General features: G+C 65.7%; 14 protein-coding genes and 1 tRNA gene. 9 read left to right on the top strand and 6 right to left on the bottom strand.

From position 1 onward, the window contains the following. Nucleotides 1-35 precede the first annotated feature (35 nt). Nucleotides 36-2,510 carry a TIM-barrel domain-containing protein gene (locus ACSQ8Y_RS15895; protein ID WP_436267416.1) on the top strand — a complete coding sequence of 825 codons (2,475 nt, stop codon included), beginning with the start codon at nt 36-38 and terminating at the stop codon, nt 2,508-2,510. 207 nt (nt 2,511-2,717) lie between these two features. Further along, on the top strand, nt 2,718-5,024 hold the full coding sequence (locus ACSQ8Y_RS15890) for a putative bifunctional diguanylate cyclase/phosphodiesterase (RefSeq protein ID WP_436267415.1): 2,307 nt from the start codon (nt 2,718-2,720) through the stop codon (nt 5,022-5,024). A gap of 56 nt (nt 5,025-5,080) precedes the next feature. Here the strand turns inward: ACSQ8Y_RS15890 and ACSQ8Y_RS15885 are convergent, their stop codons facing one another. The 4 genes from ACSQ8Y_RS15885 to ACSQ8Y_RS15870 all read right to left on the bottom strand — a co-directional run bounded on the left by ACSQ8Y_RS15885 (nt 5,081) and on the right by ACSQ8Y_RS15870 (nt 7,322). Further along, nucleotides 5,081-5,971: a hypothetical protein gene (locus ACSQ8Y_RS15885; protein ID WP_436267414.1), complete on the bottom strand. Its 891-nt coding sequence runs from the start codon at nt 5,969-5,971 to the stop codon at nt 5,081-5,083. Nucleotides 5,972-6,063: 92 nt separating this feature from the next. Beyond that, nucleotides 6,064-6,139 (bottom strand) — tRNA-Lys (locus tag ACSQ8Y_RS15880). 62 nt (nt 6,140-6,201) lie between these two features. Continuing rightward, a complete protein-coding gene (locus ACSQ8Y_RS15875) occupies nt 6,202-6,699 on the bottom strand; it encodes an N-acetyltransferase family protein (RefSeq protein WP_436267413.1) in 498 nt (165 codons plus the stop codon). A 17-nt stretch (nt 6,700-6,716) separates the two neighbouring features. Beyond that, entirely contained in the window at nt 6,717-7,322 is a 606-nt protein-coding gene (locus ACSQ8Y_RS15870; RefSeq protein WP_436267412.1) for an IMPACT family protein, read from the bottom strand. A gap of 67 nt (nt 7,323-7,389) precedes the next feature. Between ACSQ8Y_RS15870 and ACSQ8Y_RS15865 the strand changes: the two genes are divergently transcribed. From ACSQ8Y_RS15865 to ACSQ8Y_RS15855, 3 genes are all read left to right on the top strand, one after another. Then, the gene (locus ACSQ8Y_RS15865; RefSeq protein WP_436267411.1) at nt 7,390-9,336 is read left to right on the top strand and encodes a helicase-related protein; all 1,947 of its coding nucleotides are present in this window, start codon (nt 7,390-7,392) and stop codon (nt 9,334-9,336) included. 196 nt (nt 9,337-9,532) lie between these two features. Continuing rightward, complete coding sequence (locus ACSQ8Y_RS15860) at nt 9,533-9,973, top strand: hypothetical protein (RefSeq protein ID WP_436267410.1); 441 nt, start codon at nt 9,533-9,535, stop codon at nt 9,971-9,973. Nucleotides 9,974-10,093: 120 nt separating this feature from the next. Beyond that, nucleotides 10,094-11,284: a glycerophosphodiester phosphodiesterase gene (locus tag ACSQ8Y_RS15855; protein ID WP_436267409.1), complete on the top strand. Its 1,191-nt coding sequence runs from the start codon at nt 10,094-10,096 to the stop codon at nt 11,282-11,284. Between the two features lie 94 nt (nt 11,285-11,378). Here the strand turns inward: ACSQ8Y_RS15855 and ACSQ8Y_RS15850 are convergent, their stop codons facing one another. Continuing rightward, a complete protein-coding gene (locus ACSQ8Y_RS15850) occupies nt 11,379-12,137 on the bottom strand; it encodes a substrate-binding periplasmic protein (RefSeq protein ID WP_436267408.1) in 759 nt (252 codons plus the stop codon). 236 nt (nt 12,138-12,373) lie between these two features. On the opposite strand from ACSQ8Y_RS15850, the gene ACSQ8Y_RS15845 reads away from it, so the two are divergent. The 3 genes from ACSQ8Y_RS15845 to ACSQ8Y_RS15835 all read left to right on the top strand — a co-directional run bounded on the left by ACSQ8Y_RS15845 (nt 12,374) and on the right by ACSQ8Y_RS15835 (nt 19,575). Next, nucleotides 12,374-14,812 carry an FtsX-like permease family protein gene (locus ACSQ8Y_RS15845; RefSeq protein WP_436267407.1) on the top strand — a complete coding sequence of 813 codons (2,439 nt, stop codon included), beginning with the start codon at nt 12,374-12,376 and terminating at the stop codon, nt 14,810-14,812. 65 nt (nt 14,813-14,877) lie between these two features. Continuing rightward, the gene (locus ACSQ8Y_RS15840; protein ID WP_436267406.1) at nt 14,878-17,925 is read left to right on the top strand and encodes a two-component regulator propeller domain-containing protein; all 3,048 of its coding nucleotides are present in this window, start codon (nt 14,878-14,880) and stop codon (nt 17,923-17,925) included. Between the two features lie 105 nt (nt 17,926-18,030). Further along, on the top strand, nt 18,031-19,575 hold the full coding sequence (locus ACSQ8Y_RS15835; protein WP_436267405.1) for a helicase HerA-like C-terminal domain-containing protein: 1,545 nt from the start codon (nt 18,031-18,033) through the stop codon (nt 19,573-19,575). Nucleotides 19,576-19,596: 21 nt separating this feature from the next. On the opposite strand, the gene ACSQ8Y_RS15830 is transcribed toward ACSQ8Y_RS15835, so the two are convergent. Next, on the bottom strand, nt 19,597-20,145 hold the full coding sequence (locus ACSQ8Y_RS15830; protein WP_436267404.1) for a DUF2867 domain-containing protein: 549 nt from the start codon (nt 20,143-20,145) through the stop codon (nt 19,597-19,599). A gap of 197 nt (nt 20,146-20,342) precedes the next feature. Between ACSQ8Y_RS15830 and ACSQ8Y_RS15825 the strand changes: the two genes are divergently transcribed. Further along, nucleotides 20,343-21,008, top strand: coding sequence for a pentapeptide repeat-containing protein (locus ACSQ8Y_RS15825; protein ID WP_436267403.1), 666 nt, complete (start codon nt 20,343-20,345; stop codon nt 21,006-21,008). The last annotated feature ends 10 nt before the right edge of the window (nt 21,009-21,018 follow it).

The following is a 21,018-nucleotide window of genomic DNA, read 5'->3' as shown; positions in this document are numbered from 1 at the left end:
GTGATCCCCCCGCTGGACCCCCTAAAGGAAAATGAATGAAGAACCGATGGATGCGCGTGCTGTTCACGCTGGGCCTTGCCTTGTCCTTGCAGGCGAAGGCCGCAGCGGGCCCGGCGCCCACGATCGAGCAAACAGTGGGCGACACGCGGATCAAGATCGGCTTCGTGACGGACCGGATCGTGCACGTGGCGGCCTCGCGCAACGCCCAGTGGTCCGCCAAGCCCAGCCGGATGCGCGCCGACGTGGCCGAGCGGCCGGGCCGGATCACCTTGCGCGACGAAGGGGCGGAGCGCATCCTGCAGTCCGCCCGGCTGAGCGTAGCGTTCGATCGCGCGACCGGCGCCATTCGCTTTTCCGATGGCGCCGGCCGCCGGCTGCTGCGCGAGGACGCGGCGGCGCCGCGCGCATTGGAAGCGGTGCCGGTGATCAAATCGGTGGCCGATCCTGCTACCGTGCAAACCGTCCATACGGTCGACGGCGAGCGTCAGGTGGCCGGCACTTACCAGCAGAAGCAGGACCGCATGGCCTGGAAGGCCACGGCCCGTTTCCGTCTGGACGACGACGAGGCCCTCTACGGTCTGGGCTTCGACGAGACTGCCGATTTGAACCTGCGCGGCACCAGCAAGCGTTTGTACCAGCACAACTTGCGGGTGGTGGTGCCGTTCATCGTCTCCACCCGCGGTTACGGCATCCTGTTCGACACCTACAGCGCCATGTCCTTCACCGACGGCAAGGACGGTATGGCCGTGAGCAGCGACGTGGTCGACGACCTGGACTACTACTTCGTCCTGGGGCCGTCGATGGACCAGGCGGTAGGCGGTTTCCGCCAGCTTACCGGCGCCGCTGTGCCGTTGCCCAAATGGGCGTTCGGCTACGTGCAGTCGAAGGAGCGTTACCAGAGCCAGGACGAGGTGGTCGCCACCGTCAAGCAGTTCCGCCAGCGCCGGATTCCACTCGACGTGATCGTCCAGGACTGGAACTACTGGCAACCCGGCCATTGGGGCAGCCCGGTGCCGGACGCGCAGCACTATCCCGACCTGTCCGCCATGACGGGGGCGGTCCACGACTTGCAGGCCAAAGTCATGATTTCGATCTGGCCCAATCCCAGTCCGCTCGACCCGCCCGGCAAAGAGCTCCAGGATGGGGGCTACACCAGCGCGGGCAGCAACTACGTCGACTTTTTCCAGCCCAGGGCGGCCGACGTCTATTTCCGCAATGTATGGCACTACCTGGGCCGCCACGGCATGGATGGCTGGTGGACCGATTCCACCGAGCCGGAAGTGGGCGACTGGGGCGGCAGCACGCGTCCGCGCGATGCCGACCAGATCAATGTAGCCGCGTTGTCGCGCGTGATCGATCCGCAATACCTTAACGCGTATGCGCTGGCCGCCTCCCAGGGCATGCTGCGCAACTGGCGCCAGGCCGCCCCCGACAAGCGCATGGTCAACCTGACCCGCTCCGGTTATGCCGGCAGCCAGGCCACCGGCGCCATGATCTGGACCGGCGACATCGCGGCCCGCTGGCCCGTGTTCGCGCAGCAAGTCGCTGCAATGCAGAGCTTTAGCGCCTCCGGACTGCCGTACGTCTCGGTCGACATCGGCGCCTTCTTTGTCCGTCCGCGCGAGCAGTGGTTCTGGAAGGGCGACTATCCGGGCGGTGTGGCCGACCTTGGCTACCGCGAACTGTACACGCGCTGGATGCAGTTCGGCGCTTTCCTGCCCATGTTCCGCAGCCATGGCACGGACACCCCGCGCGAGCCGTGGCACTTCGGCGAGCCGGGTACGCCGTTCCATGACGCGATCCTGGACGCCATCCGGCTGCGCTATCGCCTGCTGCCCTATGTCTATTCGCAAGCCGGGCTGGTGTACCTGAAGGGAGACTCCTTCATCCGTCCTGTGGCGTTTGCCTATCCCGACGACAAGCGCACGCACGGCTTGGCATCGCAGATGCTTTTCGGCGAAGGCATGATGGTCAGCCCGGTCACCTTCCCGATGTATTACGGCGCCGACTCGGTGCCCGTCAATGGCGTGGCCAAGTCGCGGGAGGTGTACTTGCCGCGAGGCCGGTGGATCGATTTCTGGACCGGGCAGGCGCTTTCCGGCGGACGCACGGTGCAGGCCGATGCGCCGATCGGCCGCATGCCCCTGCATGTCCGTGCCGGCACCATCATCCCGATGGGGCCGGAGGTTCAGCATACGGCGCAACAGCGCGATATGCCGGTCGAACTGCGCGTCTATCCCGGCAGCGACGGCAGCTACACCTTGTATGAAGACGCGGACGAGGGATGGGGCTACGAGCGCGGGGAGTATGCCCTGGTCGGGATGCGCTGGGACCAGCGCAACGGCCGGCTCCTGATCGGGGCCAGGCAAGGCAAGTATCCGGGCATGGCGGCCAAGCGGCGATTCAAGGTTGTCCTGGTCGGGCCCGGCGTGGGCGTGGGCACCGCGGCGGTAGTCAAGGCCGTCGAACTAGACTACGACGGGCGCGCCGTCAACGTCGCCCTGCGTTGATGGCGTCGCTCGCGCGGAAGAAATCGACGTCCACGAAGCCGTCCGGGCTCATGGTTGCAACCGGGAGCTCGCAGTCATTCGGGCTGCTGTAGGGCAAGCGGCAGCCCATCCTTACCTTCATGTAAGGAAACTACGTAGGCCATATGGATAAAGGACATCCTTGCTGCGGGAGCAAGCTCAAAACGGTCATCTTCCCGCAATTCCACTTTGCAATGTAGCGTAAAATTCACGCTGTTTTTGGGAAGCAAGGAATATGAAGAAGAAACAGATACCGGCGTTTGCGGCCGAGGTAAAGGAAACGACGGTCAAGAACCGGCCGGACGTGAAAACGATTTCATCCACGGCCGTGAAGCTGGGGATGCCTGCGATATGGGCGCTGCCGTGAAAATCCTGCGACGCTTGCCACTGTTGTGGAAAATGCTGTTCCCGCTTGCAATCGCTGCGATTTGCCTGCTGGTCTATCTGGGCTCGTCCACCGTCGTCCTCAAGCACAACAACAGCCGGCTGGCCAACCTGCGCGACGTGCAGTTCCCGGTCTTGGAAATCACCACGGACAATGTCGGCGCCCTCGACAAGATCATCGAACAACTCAACGATGCCGCAAGCTCCGGAGAAACAGACCCGTTCGATGCTGCAGCGGCGATCGCCGTCAAGGTGCGCGCCAACTATGCCAGGTTGCGTGACATCGATGCCGACCATGCCGAAGAATTTCAGCGATTGACCGCCGAATTTGATACGTACTACGGCGCCGCCCGCGAAGTTGCGGAACGGATGATGAACAAGAGCGGCGCGCCTGATCCGCAGTCGCTGCAAGCGATGTCGGCCAAGCTCGACACGTACCGCCGGGATTTGTTCGCCTTCAGGGATCGCGCCGACAAACGCTTCACCGGCACCATCGGCCAGGCCACCAGCGATGCCGACGGGGCCGTGAGCACCGGGATCGCCATCGGCGTGCTCAGCCTCTGCTTGACGCTGGGCTTCGGGATCGTCATTGCGCGCGCCCTGTTGCGGCAGCTGCAGCAAGCGCTCAAGATCGCCCAAACCGTTGCCGCCGGCGACCTGACCAGCCGCATCGAGGTCACCTCACACGATGAAACGGGCCAGTTGCTGCAAGCGCTGAAAGACATGAACGACAGCCTGGTGCGTTCCGTCGACGAGCATAAACGGCTGGAAGCGTTGCTGCAGCATCAGGCCGGCCATGACACGCTGACCGGCTTGCCCAACCGCGCCTTGCTACAGGATCGCTTGAAACAGGCCATCGCGACGGCCACGCGCTCCCCGTCGCCGATCTGGATCATCTTCGTCGATCTCGATCGTTTCAAGCTGGTCAATGACAGTCTGGGCCACAAGGCCGGCGATGCCATGATCAAGCAGGTCGCGGCGCGGCTGCAGTCCGCGGTACGGGAATCGGACACGGTGGCCAGGTTGGGGGGCGATGAATTCGTGCTGGTCCTGCCCGAACGGATCGACGGTAGCGGCAGCCTGTCCGCAACTGTGGTGCAACGTATCCTGGATACCGTGGCACAGCCGATGATGATCGAAGGGCACGAATTTGTGACGACTTGCAGCATGGGCATCGCGGTCCACCCGCACGACGGCGCCGATGGGGAAACCTTGATGACGCACGCAGACATCGCCATGTATTCCGCCAAGGAAGTCGGGCGCAACAACTTCCGGTTTTATGCCCCGGGCATGGATGCGCGCAACCTTGAACGCTTGCGGCTCGAGGGCGAATTGCGACATGCGCTGGAACGTAATGAATTTGAACTCCATTACCAGCCCCAGGTGGACTTGCGCAGCGGCCGCATCGTCGGCATGGAATCCCTGATCCGTTGGAACCATCCAGAGCTCGGCATGGTCCCTCCGGCGCGCTTCATCGGCCTGGCCGAGGAAACCGGCTTGATCGTGCCCATAGGCGCCTGGGTGATACGCACCGCTTGCGCCCAGAACCTGGCATGGCAGCGCGCCGGCCTGGGCCGCTTACGGGTCGCGGTCAACCTGTCAGCGCGCCAGTTTGCCCAAAAAAATCTGGCCGAGTCCATCATGAACACCCTGGACGAAACCGGCTTGGCGGCCCAGGACCTGGAAATCGAATTGACCGAGAGCCTGGTCATGACCGATGTCGAACGCGCGGTCGGCGTGCTGGACGAGCTCAATGAGATCGGGGTGCAGTTGTCCATCGACGACTTCGGCACCGGTTACTCCAGCCTGTCTTACCTGAAGCGATTCCCCATCCATGTGCTCAAAATCGACCAGTCCTTCGTACGCGACATTGCAACAGGCACGGACGACGCGGCGATAGTGGCGTTGATTATTTCGCTGGCGCATAGCTTGAAGCTGAACGTCATTGCCGAAGGCGTCGAGACGCCCGATCAACTGGCCTATTTGAACCGGCACGGCTGCGACGAAATGCAGGGCTATCTCTTCAGCAAGCCGGTGCCCGCCGCAGCCTTTGAGAAAATGCTGCGCAATGGTAAGTGCCTATTCCCGGAGGACGAGCGCGCATCGGCGTAGCGCGCGGAACAAATCGATGTCCACGAAGCCGCCCGCGCGCCTCCAGCGGTAGGGACTTATTTTTTCTGGATGTAATTCTTTATCTGTTTAAGCGTGGACATCACCATGTTAGATACGGTGATGGGAACAATCACCATGACTGAACTACCCGGCACACCTTGAGTCGTTTCGTTGAACCAGCGTGCAGTAGAACGATAGTCTTGAGATTCCGGGCGGGTGTCGTTGACCGACAAAGTTGTGAGAGGGCGATTGACAAAGCGCGCTTCTTTTGGACATCCTTCAATAGGCAGCCATCCTTTTTCCTTTGCAATAAACTCACACAAGGGCCAAAGATGTTCGGGTATCGGATTGCCTGGCGTTGGAAAAATCTGCGCCGTTCCTTTGTGCATCTTTCGGTAACTGGCAGCGGAAATGGGTGTGTCGATAATAAAAAACGGGCGAAGAGGATGTCTTAATCGATACCGGAAGATTTCTTGCCAGATCAGTTTTGCAGTATGTTTTTCACCTCTGGCCCCAGGGTGCAGCCCAAGATGAACTGTCAAATGCGCAATGGTCTGGCCGTGGTAAGTGGTCTCGCCAATGCGCACGCCAATCAAGCCCAGATCGCGCTCATCATCATCAATCATGAAGAGTCCGCGAAAGACCACCGGTGTTGTGTCGCGGATCACATGGTCCAATATCGTGGTGTATTCGGTGTCTGTCAGATGGCCATAGAGCGGGCGTAGTACCTTGAATGCCCGTTCCGCCAATTGATGCTGCTCCAATTCATCCCCACGCTCTCTTGTGGCCCGAAAATTTATTTTCTCTAAACGAATGCTTTTCATAGCTTGCTTTATGCCTGGGCGCAAAAAAGGCTTACGCGCCGAAGCAGGTAAGCCTGATCTGTACAACTGTAGGGAACCTCGAATAACCGCTAATTTGTCATTCCCGCGCAAGCGGGAATCCATGCTACGCCTCTGAGCATGCGAAGTATGGGTTCCCGCCTGCGCGGCGGTCCGCCGATGCGGAACGACAGGTATTTCGAGGCGCCCTGTATTCGTGGTAGGCCGTGCGGGATTCGAACCTGCGACCAACGGATTAAAAGTCCGCTGCTCTACCAGCTGAGCTAACGACCCGAAGAGGCGGCATTATAGACCGGCTGGCGCGATTCGACAAGGATTGTTTTCAAGTCGAATTTTTAGCCTGTGCCCGCGAGTTCGCCGAGGCGTGGTCCGGACAGCCTGTAGCTGAGCCTGTCGGCAACCCGTTCCGCGCCCAGACTTTCGTAGAAGGCGATGCCCCTGGCGTTGCCGGCCTTGACCGGCCAGTCGATGCGGCAGCAGCCGTTCTCAAGCGCGTACCGTGCCACCCACTGCATGAGCGCCTTGCCCACGCCCAGGCTACGCCCGGACGACAGCACATACAGCTCCTTCAGCCAGCACTGCCGGCGCTTCCCCGGGCTGGGATCGACCAGCGAGTAGCTTAGCGAGACCGCCGCAAAGCCGAGTACCTGGCCGTCGTCCTGAAAGGCGACGGCCAGGCGCAGCGGCGAGTGGGCGGCGAGCAGCTCCTCGACCAGGTAAGAACGCACAGTCTCGGGCGAAACCGAAGAGCCTTCATTGTAATAAGTGTGCAGTTCGCATAGCAGTGCGACAAGAGACGCGTACTGCGGCTCGGAGACCAGTTCAACTCGCATCGTTCACCCTCGGCATTTCAATCCTCGTCGGTTTCAGCTTCGTCCAGCCAGGCGATGCGGCCGCCGCCGGTCTCGCCCAGGCGCGCCGTCATGGCCACGGCTGCGCTGTCCTGCAGGCTGAATTCGAAGCGCACCAGATCGGCGTGCTCGACGCCGTCCAGGCGCGCGCCGGCCAGTTCGATCTCGCGCCGCATCAGGCCCTCCAGCGCGTACGGCACTTCGCAGCGCAGCGTGCGCAGCTTGACGATGGCGATTTTTTCGGCGCCCAGCAAGGCTTGCGCCACGCAATCGGTGTAGGCGCGCACCAGGCCGCCCGCGCCGAGCTTCACGCCGCCGAAGTAGCGCACCACGGTGGCAAGCACGCCTTCCAGGTCCTGGTGGCGCAGCACGTCCAGCATGGGGCGGCCGGCGGTGCCGCTCGGTTCCCCGTCGTCCACGGCTGCCGATTGGCCGCCGGCCAGCAGCGACCAGCAGACGTGGGCCGCGCCTGGATGCTCGGCCCACAATCCGGCCACCACTTTTTGTGCGGAAGCACGGTCCGGCATAGGCTGGACGCAGGCGATGAAGCGGCTCTTCTTGATGATCAATTCGTGGTGAACGGCGGCGGCAATGGTGTATGGCATGGCGGGATTGTACAGCCTTGGTATACTCGGCCTCAACCACCACTAGCGACAGACTATGAGCAGCTCCATGGAAGAACACGACGCGGGCGACGACGACCTGCTGGTCCGGCAACTGGGCCTGGCGGACAAGGGCGTGAGCCTGGTGAAGATGGAGGGCCGGGTCTTCCTGCGCTTCGCCGGCGTGGTCGAGGCCGAGGGCCTGTCCGTGCCTTACGAGCTGGTGCCGGCGCAAGGCGTGCTGGCCAAGCCGTCCAAGTGGCGCAAGATGGACACCGAGGCGCGCAGCGCATTGCTGCGGGAACGCAGCAATGACAAGGCCATCGGCGATTTGCGCGAGCACGTGCTGGCCTTCGCGCACGAGATGGCGGCGGCCGCCGAGGACTACAGCCTGGACGCGATGAGTTTCCTGCACACGCTGGCCGACATGCAGACCTCGCTCATGGCGGGCGAGGTGTTCGACCGCATCCGCCAGCGCCTGGACCATGCGATCGAACGCCAGACCGAGGAGCGCCACGCCGAGCGCACCAAGCAAAGCATCAACCTGGCAGAGTATCCGGATTCCTTCGACGTGGCGCGCCGCATGCCGCGCCGCTTCATCGCGTTGCTGGGGCCGACTAATTCGGGCAAGACCCACCGCGCCATCGAGGCGCTGTCCAAGGCGCCCAGCGGCATTTACCTGGCGCCGCTGCGGCTGCTGGCGCTGGAAAACTACGAGCGGCTGCAGGCGTTCACCCAGCACGGCAAACCGCTCGCCGTCAGCCTGGTGACGGGCGAGGAGCGCCGCTTGGCCGAGGACGCGACCCACGTCGCCAGCACGGTGGAGATGCTCGACACCCGCACCCCGGTGGACGTTGCGGTGATCGACGAGATCCAGATGCTGGCCGACCGCGACCGGGGCGCCGCCTGGACCGCCGCCGTTTGCGGCGCGCCGGCCCGCACGGTCTACCTGGTGGGGGCGCCGGAAGCGCGGCGCGCCATCGAGGCGCTGGCCGAGCGGCTCGAATGTCCGCTCGAGGTGCACGTGTTGAAACGCAAGGCGCCGCTGTCGATGGAGTCGACGTCGGTGCGCAAGATCCGCAACCTGCGCAAGGGCGACGCGGTGATCGCCTTCTCGCGCCGCGAAGTGCTGATGTGGCGCGACATGGTGACCGAGGCCGGCCTGTCCGTGGCCACCGTGTACGGCAACCTGTCGCCGGAGGTGCGGCGCGCGCAGGCGCAGCGTTTCCGCGACGGCCAGGCCGACGTGGTGGTGGGCACGGATGCGATAGCGATGGGGCTGAACATGCCGATTTCGCGTATCGTGATGACCACCAGCGTCAAATACAACGGTGTCGAGGAAGAGGAGATCTCGGCCGCGCTGGCGCGCCAGATCGCCGGCAGGGCGGGGCGCTACGGCATCCACGAGGAAGGCCTGGTGGCGGGCTACGACGACGACACGCACCAGGTGATGCGCGCGCTGCTGAAGGAGAAACTGGCGCCGCTGAACACCAGCGGCTTCTCGGTCGCGCCCACGCTCGAGCATCTGCACCGCATCGCGTCCGTCACCAGCGAAACCGCGCTGGCCAAGTTGCTGAAACGTTTCGTCCACAACATCGACGTGCCGGACGGCTTCTTCTACCCGCGCATCACCGAGGACCAGAGCACGCGCGCCGAGTGGCTCGACAGTTTGCCGTTGTCGGTGGCCGACAAGTTCACGCTGTCGCTGGTGCCAGTGTCGAGCAAGGTGATGTCCTTGCAGCGCGCTTGGGAGCACTGGGCCATGTCGCTGTCGCGCGCGAAGCAGACGCGCTTGAAGGCGGACGATTTCGCGCTGTCCTATTTGTCCCTGCAGGAGGTGGAGGATACCTGCCGCCTGTACTCCGCCTATGCCTGGCTGGGCTACCGCCTGCCGGAGTTCTTCCCCGATATCGAGCTGGCGCAGCAGCTGTCGCGCCAGGCCTCCGAGCGGGTCGACTCCATGCTGCAGGAGCAGAACACGGTCAACCGCAAGCGCCATCCCAAGCGCTTCAAATAAGCAGGCGGCGCCGCCTCTGGTTTTTCCGCCAGGGCGGCGTTTCGTGCAGTTCATCCCCCCAAAAATGCATTCCATCCCGCGCGGCTTGTTTCGGTACGGCTGCCTGTCTAAAGTGACATCAACCCGGCCACACGCAGATGTTCGCCGGCCCGAGCAGTTCTCATCGAATCACACTATTCTATGGATGGGCCACATCATGAAAAAATTTCTTCTCGCCGCAATGCTGGGCGCTATTTCCCTGACCGCCGCCGCGCAAACGACCGGCCAGGACGAGACGGTGAACGTACCAGGCAGCATGCTGAAAATCGAATTGCCTGCCGCCCCGCTGCACCTGTCGCGCGAAGAGACCAGCCCTTATCGCGGCGGTTACTCGCTGTCGAACGGCAAGGTGCTGCACCTGCGCAGCTTCGGCCACGGCAGCGCCTTGTACGGCGAGATCGACGAGGAAGGCATGCACAAGATGGTGGCCGCCTCGCCGAACACTTTCGTCGCGGCAGACCGCGCGCTGAAGGTGACGATCAAGCTCATCGGCGATGACGACGCCAGCGGCGAAGTGCTGATCGCGCAGCCGCGCCAGCGCATGGCCGACGGTAGCTGGAGCGAGGCGAAAGTCGTCAGCGCCGCCGCGCTGCGCTAAATCCGGGCGGCAGCTTCGCGCTGCCCCCCTTTTTTTTTGCGCGCACGATAACGCATTTCACGCGCCTGTCATTTTGCATCCTTAAAATCCGCCCCATTAACAATTTATCAAGGGGTGGAAATGTTATATGTACAGCTGCGCAAACTGAACCCGGGCCTCGCCTCCGCGTGCATGGCGGCCGTGTTGAGCGCCTGCGGCAGCGGCGACTGGGTTTCCTTGCCTACGCTGGACGGCAAGCCGGCGCTGGTGGTCGCGCATCGCGGCGCGGGCGGCACGCTGCCTGAGGAAACCGTCGAAGCCTACGCCAGGGCCATCGAGCAGGGCGCGGATGCCATCGAACCCGACATCGTCTCCACCAGGGACGGCGTGCTGATCGCGCGTCACGACCCCAACCTGGCGTTCAGCACCGATGTGGCCAAGCACCCTGAATTCGCCGACCGCAAGCGCACGCTGAGCGTGGACGGCGAGGTGCAGGAGGGCTGGTTCGCGGGTGACTTCACGCTGGCCGAAATCAAGACGCTGGGCGGCATTTCCACCGACGCCGAGCGCCCGCAGGAATTCAACGGCAAGTACAAGATCGCGACCATCCAGGAAGTGATCGACATGATCAAGAAGAGTGGACGCCCGATCGCGCTGTACGCGGAAACCAAGAACCCCACCTTCCACCGCCAGCAGGGCCTGCCGCTGGAGGACAAGCTGTTGGCGCTGCTGACCGCCGCCGGCTGGAATGACCGTAGCGCGCCGGTATACCTGCAGAGCTTCGAACCGGGCAGCCTGAAATACCTGCGCGGCAAGGGATCCACGGTGAAGCTGGTACAGCTGATCGATGCGGACGACGTGGACCTGAAAACCGGCGCGCTGACCTTCGCGGCGCCGTATGACCGGCCTTATGACTGGGCGCAGGCGGGCGACAAGCGCCTGTTCAGCGCCATGGTCACGCCTGCCGGACTGGCCGAGATCAAGACCTATGCCGATGGTATCGGCCCCTGGAAACGCTACATCGTCAGCGTCAGGGGCACGGTCGGTGCGGACGGCAAAGTGGCGGACGTGAATGGCGACGGCAAGGTGAACGAGGCCGACACCAGCACCCTGGCGCCCACCACCCTGGTGACGGACGCCCACAATGCCGGACTGTTCGTCCATCCTTACACTTTCCGCAACGAGCAGCGCCGCCTGGCGGCCGATTACAAGGGCGCCCCGAAGGCCGAGTACAAGCAGTTCTATGCGCTCGGCGTGGACGGCCTGTTCTCGGACTTCGCCGACACCGCGCTCGCCGCGCGCGCCGAATACCTGAAGCAGGTGGGGTACTAAGCGAGGAGACTAGCGGCGCATCGCCCGATGCGCCGCGGGATGCCGCGCCACGGCGGGCAAGACCGCCTTGGCAATGCGCACGCAGCCACAAGGGCTAGGGCAGTGCGACCCCATAGCTGCGGTATAGGCGGGCCAGCGTGCCGTCCTTGAGCATGGCGTCGTAGGCGCGTTGCCAGGCGGCTTGTCCGGCGTCGCCGAAGTCCTTGCCGCCGGCCAGCCACATGTCGGCCGATTCGACCAGCATGCCGACCTGGAAGTCGGCCGGGTTGCGGCCGCTGGAGCGGATCTTTTCCATGTTGATGACGTTGCCGCCGTATAGCGCGTCGACGACGCCGCGCTCGACCATCTTGATCATGTCCTCGACCTTGGCGACCTGGACGATCTGCGCCTCGGTGAACTGCCGGTTCATCAGCTGGGCCAGGTTGGGCGAGCCGCGAAGCACCACGATGCGCAGTTTGCGCGCCTGCTCCAGCGAGCCGACCGGCGGCGCGCCGGCGCGGTTGATGAACACGAAATGCTGGGTGTCGAGCTTCATCAGCCAGGTGAAGTGCGCTTCGCGTTCGGGAGTGCGGGTCAGCGGCACGATGGCGGTGCGCGGCGTGTGCTGGGTCAGCGCGATGGCGCGCGCCCAGGGATAGAAGCCGACTTTCGCGGGACTGCCGGCGCGGCGCAGCAACTGCTCCACGATCTCGACGTGCAGGCCGGGGCGCTGCGGCTGGCCTTCGATGGCGAAGGGCGGCAGGTCGCCGGTGACAATCTGCAGCGGCGCGGCGTCGCTTGCGCGCGCAGCTTGTGCGCACAGCAGTGGCAGTAGCAGCAGGTAGCACGCCAGGCGGCGGAATAAGCTGACCATTCGATCTCCTTTGTACGCATGCTCTTGCTGCCATTCTACCTGCAGCTGCGCTTGCATTATGATGCCTTGTTCAAAAGCGGACGCTGGACCATGTCCGAATCCGGACACTGTGCGCGGCGCGGCCGGCGGAACGCCCGGCGCGGCGCGCCCTGCAGCCTTGGCACGGCCTTTGCTCAGGAAATGGTTTTGGACGCGATGCCGGAGGGATGATGAAGCGACAGGATTTTCGGATAGGTTTGCGTATATTGGTGCGGGATCCGGCGTTTTCGCTGGTCTCCGTGCTGGGGCTGGGCGTCGGCCTGGCGGCTTGCCTGCTGCTGCTTGGCTTTGCCCGTTATTCGTGGCAGTACAACGCGCACGTGCCGGATGCCGGCAACGTGTATGTGCTCAAGCAGCGCCAGAACACCAGCGAAGGCGGCACCTGGTTCGACCAGGCGCCCACGCTGCTGCGCCATGCCGCGCTGGCGGCACCGGGCGTCGCCGGCGTCAGCGGCTATGTCAACTGGCTGCCGCTGACGGTGCAGGCGGACGGTCTGCCGCGCAAGCTGAAAAGCCTGACGGTGCTGCCGGGCTTCGCCGGCATGATGGGCTTGCAGGCCATCCAGGGCGATCTGCGCGCGGCGCTGGAGCAGCCCGGCAGCTTCGCCATCACGGAAGGGGCCGCCGTCCGCCTGTTCGGTACCGCCGACGTGCTGGGGCGGACGGTGCGCGCCAGCAGCGTGCAGGAGCAGGTGGCCACGCTGCGCATCGCCGCCGTGCTGCGCGATCCGCCATCCAACACCACCATCCGCTTCGAAGCGCTGAACGGCGCCGCGTCCGTGGTGGTGCCGAAGGAGGCGAAGGACGAGGCGCTGACGGGGGCGGGCGGCTGGTGGGGCATGCTGCTGGTGCGGGTGCAGCCGGGCGCGCCGCTGGCGACGGTGACAGCCGCGCTGCAGCGGGCAGCCGACCAGGCGCCCGCCGTGCAGAACGTGCCGCCGGACGCCAGGGAACGCCTGGCCGGGCGCAAGGTGATGGAGGTCCAGCTGTCGCCGCTGCGCGAAGCCTACTTCGACCGCGACGCGGGCGCCAATTTCTTTTCCCTGGAGACCGACCGTGGCGACGCCGCCGTGGTGGCGGGCCTGGCCGCCGTCGGCTTGCTGATCCTGCTGCTGGCGGGGATCAACTACGCCAACCTGGCCACCATCCGCGTGATACGGCGCCAGCGCGAGATCGGCATGCGCAAGGTGCTGGGCGCGGGCACGGGGCGGCTGGCGCTGCAGTTCGTCGCCGAATCGCTGCTGGTGTCGCTGCTGGCGACGGCCGTCGGCTTGCTGCTGGCCTGGCTGGCGCTGCCGCTGTTTTCCGTGCTGATGCAGCGCGACCTGAACGGCATGCTGTCGATGGACAATGCCGCCGGCGCCGTGCTGATCGGCGTGGCGCTGGGCTTGCTGACAGCGCTCTATCCGGCATGGGTCGCCTTCCGCGTGCGGCCGTCGCAGGCGCTCTCAGGGCGGCCGGACGCCGAGCCGCCGGGCAGCCGGCGCCTGCGCCTATGCCTGGCGACGGTGCAGATCGCCGCCGCGATGGGACTGGCCGGCTACACGATGGCGGTGGCATGGCAAACCGGTTTCGCCATCGGCGCCTCGCCCGGCTTCGATCCCGCGCCGCTGCTGGTGCTGGACCTGCCGGAGATGCACATGGTGAAGCGCAGCGCCCAGGCGCGCGGCTTCATGGCCGCGCTGGCGCGCGAGCCGGGCGTTGCCGGCGTCGCTGTCTCGACCGACGCCGTGGGGCGCGGCAGGAACCAGTGGAGCACGGGCATGAAGCGGGAAGGCGGCGAGAGCGTGCAGGTTGACGTGCGGCCGGTCAGCGCGAACTTTTTCGCCTTGCACGGCGTGCTGCCCGTGAGCGGCAGGCTGTTCAGCGCGGAGGCGGACACGGACGACAGCACCGGCACGGTCGTCATCAACGCGCTTGCCGCGCAGCGGCTCGGTTTCGGGTCGCCGGCGAAGGCGGTGGGGCAACTGCTGCTGTCGAGGGCGGCCAGCGGCGGCCCGAACGGCGAACTGAAGGCCAGGCGCATCGTCGGCATCGCGCCCGACCTGCGCTTCCACTCGCTGCGCGAGGCGCCGCACCCTGCGGCCTACGAACTGTCGACCGGCGGCACCACGCTGACGGTGCGCACCACGGCGCCGCTGGCCGAGGTGGAGCGCGCCGTGCGGGCCGTGTGGCCCAGGTACTTCCCCAATTCGCCGCTGGAGATGCGCGCGGCCAGCGACATCTTCGCGGCCAACTACGCGGACGACGGGCGCCTGTCCCGCCTGCTGGCGGTGGCGACCGTGATCGCGCTGCTGATCGCCGCCATCGGCGCCTATGTGCTGGCCGCCGACGCGGTGCAGCGCCGCACCCCGGAGATCGCCCTGCGCAAGCTGTACGGCGCCCGGCGGCGGGACATCGGCAAGCTGATCGCCAGGCAGCTCGGCGTCATGCTGGTGCTGCCGGCCGCGCTGGGGCTGCCGGTCGCGGCCGTGGCGATCATGCGCTACCTGGCCGGGTACACCGAGCACGCGGCGATCGGGCTGTGGACGCTGGCGTTCGCTTTCGCGATCGGCGCGGCCATCGTGGCGCTGGCCGGCGCGCGCCACGCGCGCATCGCCATGCGCCTCAAGCCTGTGGTGGCCTTGCAAAGCTAGCCTTACGTCTCTGTGTAGATGCCGCCGCCATACGGTATCATGTTGCTATACATAAAGGAGACGGTTTGCGCGCAGCATTGGCATGGCTCAAATTCAACTTGCGGGCCTTGGCTGCGCCGCTTGCTTGCGCCTGCGCGCTGGGCACGGTTGGCGCTGCGGGTGCCGCGCCGGCGGCGTCCGCCTCGTCTTCGGATTCTCCCCTGGCGCAGGAAAAGGCGCTGAGCCAGTTCCGGCTCGATGGCTGGCAGATCGAGCAGGGGCTGCCGCAGAACGCGGTGGCCGCGCTGCTGCAGACCAGCGACGGCTATTTGTGGGTAGGTACCCTCGGCGGCCTGGCCCGCTTTGACGGCGCGCGCTTCACCACGTTTGGCGCCGCCGAATTCGCCGATTTCGCGTCCCAGCCCGTGCTCGGCCTGATGCAGGATGCGCAGCAGAACCTGTGGATAGGCCATAACAAGGGCGCGGCCATTTACCGCGACGGCAAGTTCCGCGCCGTCTTCACGGCCGCGCCGATGGGCGACCAGCGGGTGTGGGCGTTTGCGCAAGCGCCGGACGGCGCCGTGTGGGCCGCCACCAACAACGGCCTGGTGCGCTGGGAAAAGGGCGTCGCCAAGCATTTCCGGCAAGCCGACGGCCTGCCCACCGACCGCCTGCGCGCGCTGACCTTCGACCGGGACGGCGTGTTGTGGATCGCCACCTCGGGCGGCGGCCTGGTGTCGTACGCAGGCGGCCGTTTCGAGACCCTGAATCCGGACAACGGCTTCCCCCACCTGCAGGTGCGCTCCGTGCTGGCCGATCCGGCCGGCGGCGTGTGGGCCGCCACCGCCGGCGGCGGCCTGGCGCGCGTCCAGCAAGGCAAGATCAAGGTCTACACCGTGGCCGACGGCCTGCCGACCGACCAGTTGACCGGCCTGACGCGCGACCGCAACGGCACGCTGTGGATAGGCACCTGGGGCGCGGGCGTGGTGCGCATGGTGGGCGAGCGCTTCAGCGCGCTGGCCAGCAGCAACGGCCTGGCCGGCGACCACATCTGGTCGCTGCAGACCGATGGCGAGGGCAGCGTCTGGGTCGGCACCTGGGTGAACGGCCTGGCCCGTTTGCGCGAGCGGGCGTTCGGCGTGCTGGGCATACCGGAAGGGCTGTCGCACGACAATGTCCGTTCCGTGCTGCAGGCCCGCAACGGCGTGGTCTGGGCGGCCACCGCCGGGGGCGGCCTGAACCGGATCGACGCCGGCGGCATCACGGCGCTGGGGAAAAAAGACGGCCTGCCCAGCGAGGAAATCTCCAGCCTGATGGAGGACCGCGAGGGTGCGCTGTGGATTGGCACTTACACCGGCGGGGCGGCGCGGCTGCACGCGGGAAAGGTGGACTTGTACGGCAGCGAGGAGGGCATGCCCAGCTCGGAAGTGCGGGTCCTGTTCCAGGACAAGCAGGGCATGGTCTGGGCCGGCACCCAGTCCGGCATCGCGCGCCTGGACGGCAAGCGCTTCGCGGCCGTGCGCGATGCCGGCGCGCCGTCGGGCGGCGTCTCGTCCATCCTGCAGGACAAGCGCGGCACGCTGTGGTTCGGCACCACGGGCGAAGGCCTGGTGCGCTACCGCGACGGCGCCTTCAAGACCCTGACCATGGCCGACGGCCTGCTGTCGAACTGGATCATGTCGCTGTACCAGGACGCGGCGGGAACGCTGTGGATAGGCAGCAATGGCGACGGCTTGAACCGCCTGCGCGGCGAGCGCCTGAGCGGCATCCGGCCCGCCGACGGGCTGTGGGACGGCACCAGTTTGAGCATCGCGGAAGACGCCGGCGGCCACTTGTGGGTGACCGGCAACCGGGGCTTTTACCGCGTCGCGCGCAGCGAGCTGGACGCCTTCGCCGAAGGCCGGCTGGCGCGCGTGACGTCGGTGGGTTTCGGCCCCGGCGAATCGATGCGCAGTACTACGTTCGCGGGCGGCTTGCAGCCGGCCAGCGCCATCGACAGCGAAGGCCGCTTGCTGCTGCCGTCGGCCAAGGGCCTGGTGACGGTCGATCCGCGGCACCTGCCGGATATGGACCAGCCGCCCGCCGTGCGGCTGGAGCGCCTGGTCGCCAATGGCGCCGGCCGGCAAGTGGCGCCGCAGGCGCAAGCCGGCCTTGCGCCACAGCTGACCTTGCCGCCCGGCCCGGCCACGATTTCCATCCAGTACAGCGCGAAGACCTTGCTCAACGCCGAGCGCGTGCGCTTCCGCTATCAGATGGAGGGCTTGGCCAAGGACTGGATCGACGCGGGCGCCAGCCGCGAAGTCTCCTTCCCCGCCCTGGCGCATGGCGCCTACCGTTTCCGCGTCATCGCCTCCATCGACGGTAAGCGCTGGAGCGATCCGGGGGCGGGGCTGGCGATCACGGTGCAGCCATTCTTCTATCAGACCTACTGGTTCATCGCGCTGTCGCTGTCGGCGCTGTCGGCGCTGGTGTTCGCGCTGTTCCGGCTGCGGGTACGGCAGTTGCGCGTCCGGCACGCCGAGATGGAACGCCTGGTGGCGCAAAAGACCGAAGCGCTCAGGCAGGCCAACGAGCACCTGTCGCGCCTGTCGTTCATGGACGCGCTGACCGGGCTGGCGAACCGCCGCCGCTTCGACCAGGTGCTGCACGAGGAATGGAACCGGGCCGGCCGCAGCCGTACCCCGCTGGCGCTGGTGATCGCCGACATCGACAGCTTCAAGTCCTACAACGACACGCTCGGCCACCAGGAGGGCGACCGCTGCCTGGCGGCCGTGGCGGGGGTGTTCCTCAGCCACGCCAGGCGCGCGGGCGACCTGGCGGCGCGCTACGGCGGCGAGGAGTTCGTGCTGCTGATCCCCGGCACCGAGCGCGCCGCCGCGCAAGCCATCGCCGAGGAAGTGCGCGCCGCGTGCGAGGCCCTGGCCATTGCCCACCCTGCCTCGCCGGTGGCGCCCGTGGTCACGCTCAGCCTGGGCGTGGCGGTCTGCATCCCTGCGGACGGCGCCGCCATCGATGACTTGATACTGGCGGCCGACACGGCGCTGTACCGGGCCAAGAACGAGGGCCGCAACCGCGTCCACGGCGTGAACGGCGCGTGCGGCGCGGTGCGCGAGAGCGCCGGCGGCATCGCCTGATTTCGCGGCGCCGATCACTGCGGCAGCAATGGGTGGGAACGTGTTTTCCAGCGCCGGCGCCTACTGATGTATGATCATTTTTCCCGTCATTTCCAGAGAATGATCATGCCGACCTCCCTTCCGATCGCCACCAACGGCCAGCTGACGCTGGGTATGCTGTCCAGCCTGGTGAACCGCCATGGCTGCATCACCGGCGCGACCGGGACCGGCAAGACCGTCACGCTGCAAAAGCTGGCGCAGTCGCTGTCGGACATCGGCGTGCCGGTGTTCATGGCCGACGTCAAGGGCGATTTGTCCGGCATGGCCAAGGCGGGCACGCTGGGCGAGAAGATGGGCAAGCGGCTGGAGGCGTTGAAACTGGAGGCGCCGCAGTGGGCCGCGTGCCCGGTCACCTTCTGGGACGTGTTCGGCCAGCAGGGCCATCCGGTGCGCGCCACCGTGTCCGACCTCGGCCCGCTGCTGCTGGCGCGCATGCTGAACCTGAACGACACGCAGGAAGGCGTGCTGCAACTGGTGTTCCGCATCGCCGACGACAACGGCCTGCTGCTGCTCGACACCAAGGACTTGCGCGCCATGCTGCAGCACGTCGGCGACAACGCGGCCGACTACAAGACCAGCTACGGCAACATCAGCGCCGCCAGCATAGGCGCCATCCAGCGCGGGCTGATCGGCATCGAGGAGCAGGGTGGCGACCGGTTCTTCGGCGAGCCCATGCTCAACATCGACGACCTGCTGCAGACCGACGCCGGCGGCAAGGGCGTGGTCAATATCCTGTGCGCCGACAAGCTGATGAATTCGCCGCGCCTGTACGCGGTGTTCCTGCTGTGGATGCTGTCCGAATTGTTCGAGAACCTGCCCGAGGTGGGCGACCTGGACAAACCGAAGCTGGTGTTCTTCTTCGATGAGGCGCACCTGCTGTTCGCCGAGGCGCCCAAGGCGCTGCTGCAGAAGATCGAGCAGGTGGTGCGGCTGATCCGCTCCAAGGGCGTGGGCGTGTTCTTCATCACGCAGAACCCGCTCGACATTCCGGACACCGTGCTGGGCCAGCTAGGCAACCGCGTCCAGCACGCGCTGCGCGCCTACACGCCGCGCGACCAGAAGGCCGTCAAGGCCGCCGCAGAGACTTTCCGGCCCAACCCTGCGCTCGACGTGGCGCAGGTGATCACGGAGCTGGGCGTCGGCGAGGCGCTGGTGTCCTTCCTGGACGACAAGGGCGCGCCGCAGATGGTGGAGCGCGCCTTCATCCTGCCGCCGGCCAGCCAGCTCGGGCCGATCGACGCGAACGAACGCAAGGCTGCCATCGCCGCCTCGGTGGTCGCTGGTGTCTATGAGAAGACGGTGGACCGCGAGTCGGCCTACGAAAAGCTGAACAGCCGCCTTGCCACCCGCGCGGAGCCGGCGGAGAACGTGCCCGCCGCGCCGGCGCGGCGCGAAGCCCCGGCGCCGGCGCCTCGGCAGGGAGACGCGCCGGCTGGATCGGAGGACGGCGGTTCGATCTTCGGCGACGTGCTGGGCGGCCTGTTCGGTAAGACCGGCAAGCGCGACACGGCGGTGCAGGCCATGGTGAAGTCGGCCGCGCGCAGCATCGGCTCCCAAGTCGGCCGCGAAATTATCCGTGGCGTGCTGGGGTCGATACTCAAGAAGCGCTAAAGCGGCCGCGCGTCCTTTTCGTCAGTTGTCCGGATGACGCCGAGGCCAGCCGATTTGCGCGGCGCGCCGCAAACTGGCTTTGACGACCAGGCGGTGGAAGGGTGCGATGGCGAGTATGTAAGCGCGTCCCAGCAGATTGTGGCAGTGCACGACCGTCGTGACGGTCAGCATGCGCTTGCTGTCGGGCGCCGGCCCGCTGGAACACAGGATCGACAACCTGAAGTCGAGGTGCTTGTCGTCTTCCCCCAGGACGATCTCCGTCCCGCTGGTGCTGTAGACCTTGAAGATGCCGACGCGGCCTGGATTTGCCTCCCCGCCGAGCGCGGCGAGGTCACTGGCGGTTTTCAGACCGAAGCCCGCCACGATCGCGTCGCGGATGTTCATGAGTTTTCCGATCCAGGCAGGCTGGTGCTCGAAGATAAAGCGGGCCAGCAAATCCGGGTCGGTGGAAGCGTCCAGCGGCAGCTGAATCGCGAACGCATCGGCGAGATTCACCGATTCGTAAGTGTGGATGACGCCGGACTGCGCTGGAAGCGCAACCGGCGATGCGAGCATCAATTCAATCGGCATAGGTGATTTCCAAAAGTCAGGGTAGGTCGGGGCGGGACAAGGAACTCCCGGGTTGCTTGTTGAAATAGTAACGCATGTCGCGCGATGGCGCTCGCCCCTGGCCGAAAGCCGTCGAGGCATGACGCGATTTGCTCAGAAATCCCGCGATTTGGCTAGACTGGCGGCTTGTCTCGCTTGCGGGCATACTCGGTGCCACCATGATTTCCGACCTCACCCTTAGCCGCGAGGAGCTGTCGCAGCACCTCGCGCAATCGATCCGGCATTTTGCCAACTGCGATTTCACCGACGCCGACCTGTCACGCCTCGACCTGCAATCGTGCACCTTCGAGCGCTGCACGTTCAACGCGGCGGTGCTGTATGCCTGCAAGCTGTCGCACAGCAGCTGGCTGCGCTGCCGCGCCGCCGAAGCCGACTTCGAGGCCGCCGACCTGGTCGACGCGCGCTTCCAGGGCTGCGACCTGAACAATACCAAGTGGCGCAGGGCCAAGCTGGCCTCGGCCAGCTATCGCGGCTGCAAGCTGACCGGCGCCTCGTTCGAGGAAGTGTCGCACCTGGGCACCACGTTTGAAGACAGTCTGCTGGTGGGCGCCGACCTGCGCGGATTCTCGTTCAGAAAAGCCGAGCTGAAGAACCTGGATTTCTCGGATGCGGACCTGTCCGGGTGCGACTTCCGGGACGCGGTGTTTGAAGGCGGCAGCCTGCGCGATGCGCTGCTCAAGCTCGCCAAATTCGATAACGCGGACTTGCGCGGCGCCGAGATCGGCGGCTTGAAGCTGAACGACGCCAAGATGTTCAGAGGCGCCGTCATCTCGCACGCGCAGGCGGCCAGCGTGCTCAGGGAGATGGGTTTGATGGTGATGTAGCTGGCCGCTC

Source organism: Pseudoduganella sp. LjRoot289 (assembly GCF_964252925.1).
Classification (GTDB): Bacteria; Pseudomonadota; Gammaproteobacteria; order Burkholderiales; family Burkholderiaceae_D; genus Rugamonas.
Note: the sequence above shows the minus strand (reverse complement) of the source record. Positions and strands in the feature narration are given on the sequence as shown.

Excerpts from the sequence above, each read along its gene's own strand:
- ACSQ8Y_RS15895 (WP_436267416.1), top strand. The coding sequence starts at position 36 with ATGAAGAACCGATGGATGCGCGTGCTGTTCACGCTGGGCCTTGCCTTG.
- ACSQ8Y_RS15885 (WP_436267414.1), bottom strand. The coding sequence starts at position 5,971 with ATGGATTCCCGCTTGCGCGGGAATGACAAATTAGCGGTTATTCGAGGT.
- ACSQ8Y_RS15875 (WP_436267413.1), bottom strand. The coding sequence starts at position 6,699 with ATGCGAGTTGAACTGGTCTCCGAGCCGCAGTACGCGTCTCTTGTCGCA.
- ACSQ8Y_RS15870 (WP_436267412.1), bottom strand. The coding sequence starts at position 7,322 with ATGCCATACACCATTGCCGCCGCCGTTCACCACGAATTGATCATCAAG.
- ACSQ8Y_RS15865 (WP_436267411.1), top strand. The coding sequence starts at position 7,390 with ATGGAAGAACACGACGCGGGCGACGACGACCTGCTGGTCCGGCAACTG.
- ACSQ8Y_RS15860 (WP_436267410.1), top strand. The coding sequence starts at position 9,533 with ATGAAAAAATTTCTTCTCGCCGCAATGCTGGGCGCTATTTCCCTGACC.
- ACSQ8Y_RS15855 (WP_436267409.1), top strand. The coding sequence starts at position 10,094 with ATGTTATATGTACAGCTGCGCAAACTGAACCCGGGCCTCGCCTCCGCG.
- ACSQ8Y_RS15850 (WP_436267408.1), bottom strand. The coding sequence starts at position 12,137 with ATGGTCAGCTTATTCCGCCGCCTGGCGTGCTACCTGCTGCTACTGCCA.
- ACSQ8Y_RS15835 (WP_436267405.1), top strand. The coding sequence starts at position 18,031 with ATGCCGACCTCCCTTCCGATCGCCACCAACGGCCAGCTGACGCTGGGT.
- ACSQ8Y_RS15830 (WP_436267404.1), bottom strand. The coding sequence starts at position 20,145 with ATGCCGATTGAATTGATGCTCGCATCGCCGGTTGCGCTTCCAGCGCAG.
- ACSQ8Y_RS15825 (WP_436267403.1), top strand. The coding sequence starts at position 20,343 with ATGATTTCCGACCTCACCCTTAGCCGCGAGGAGCTGTCGCAGCACCTC.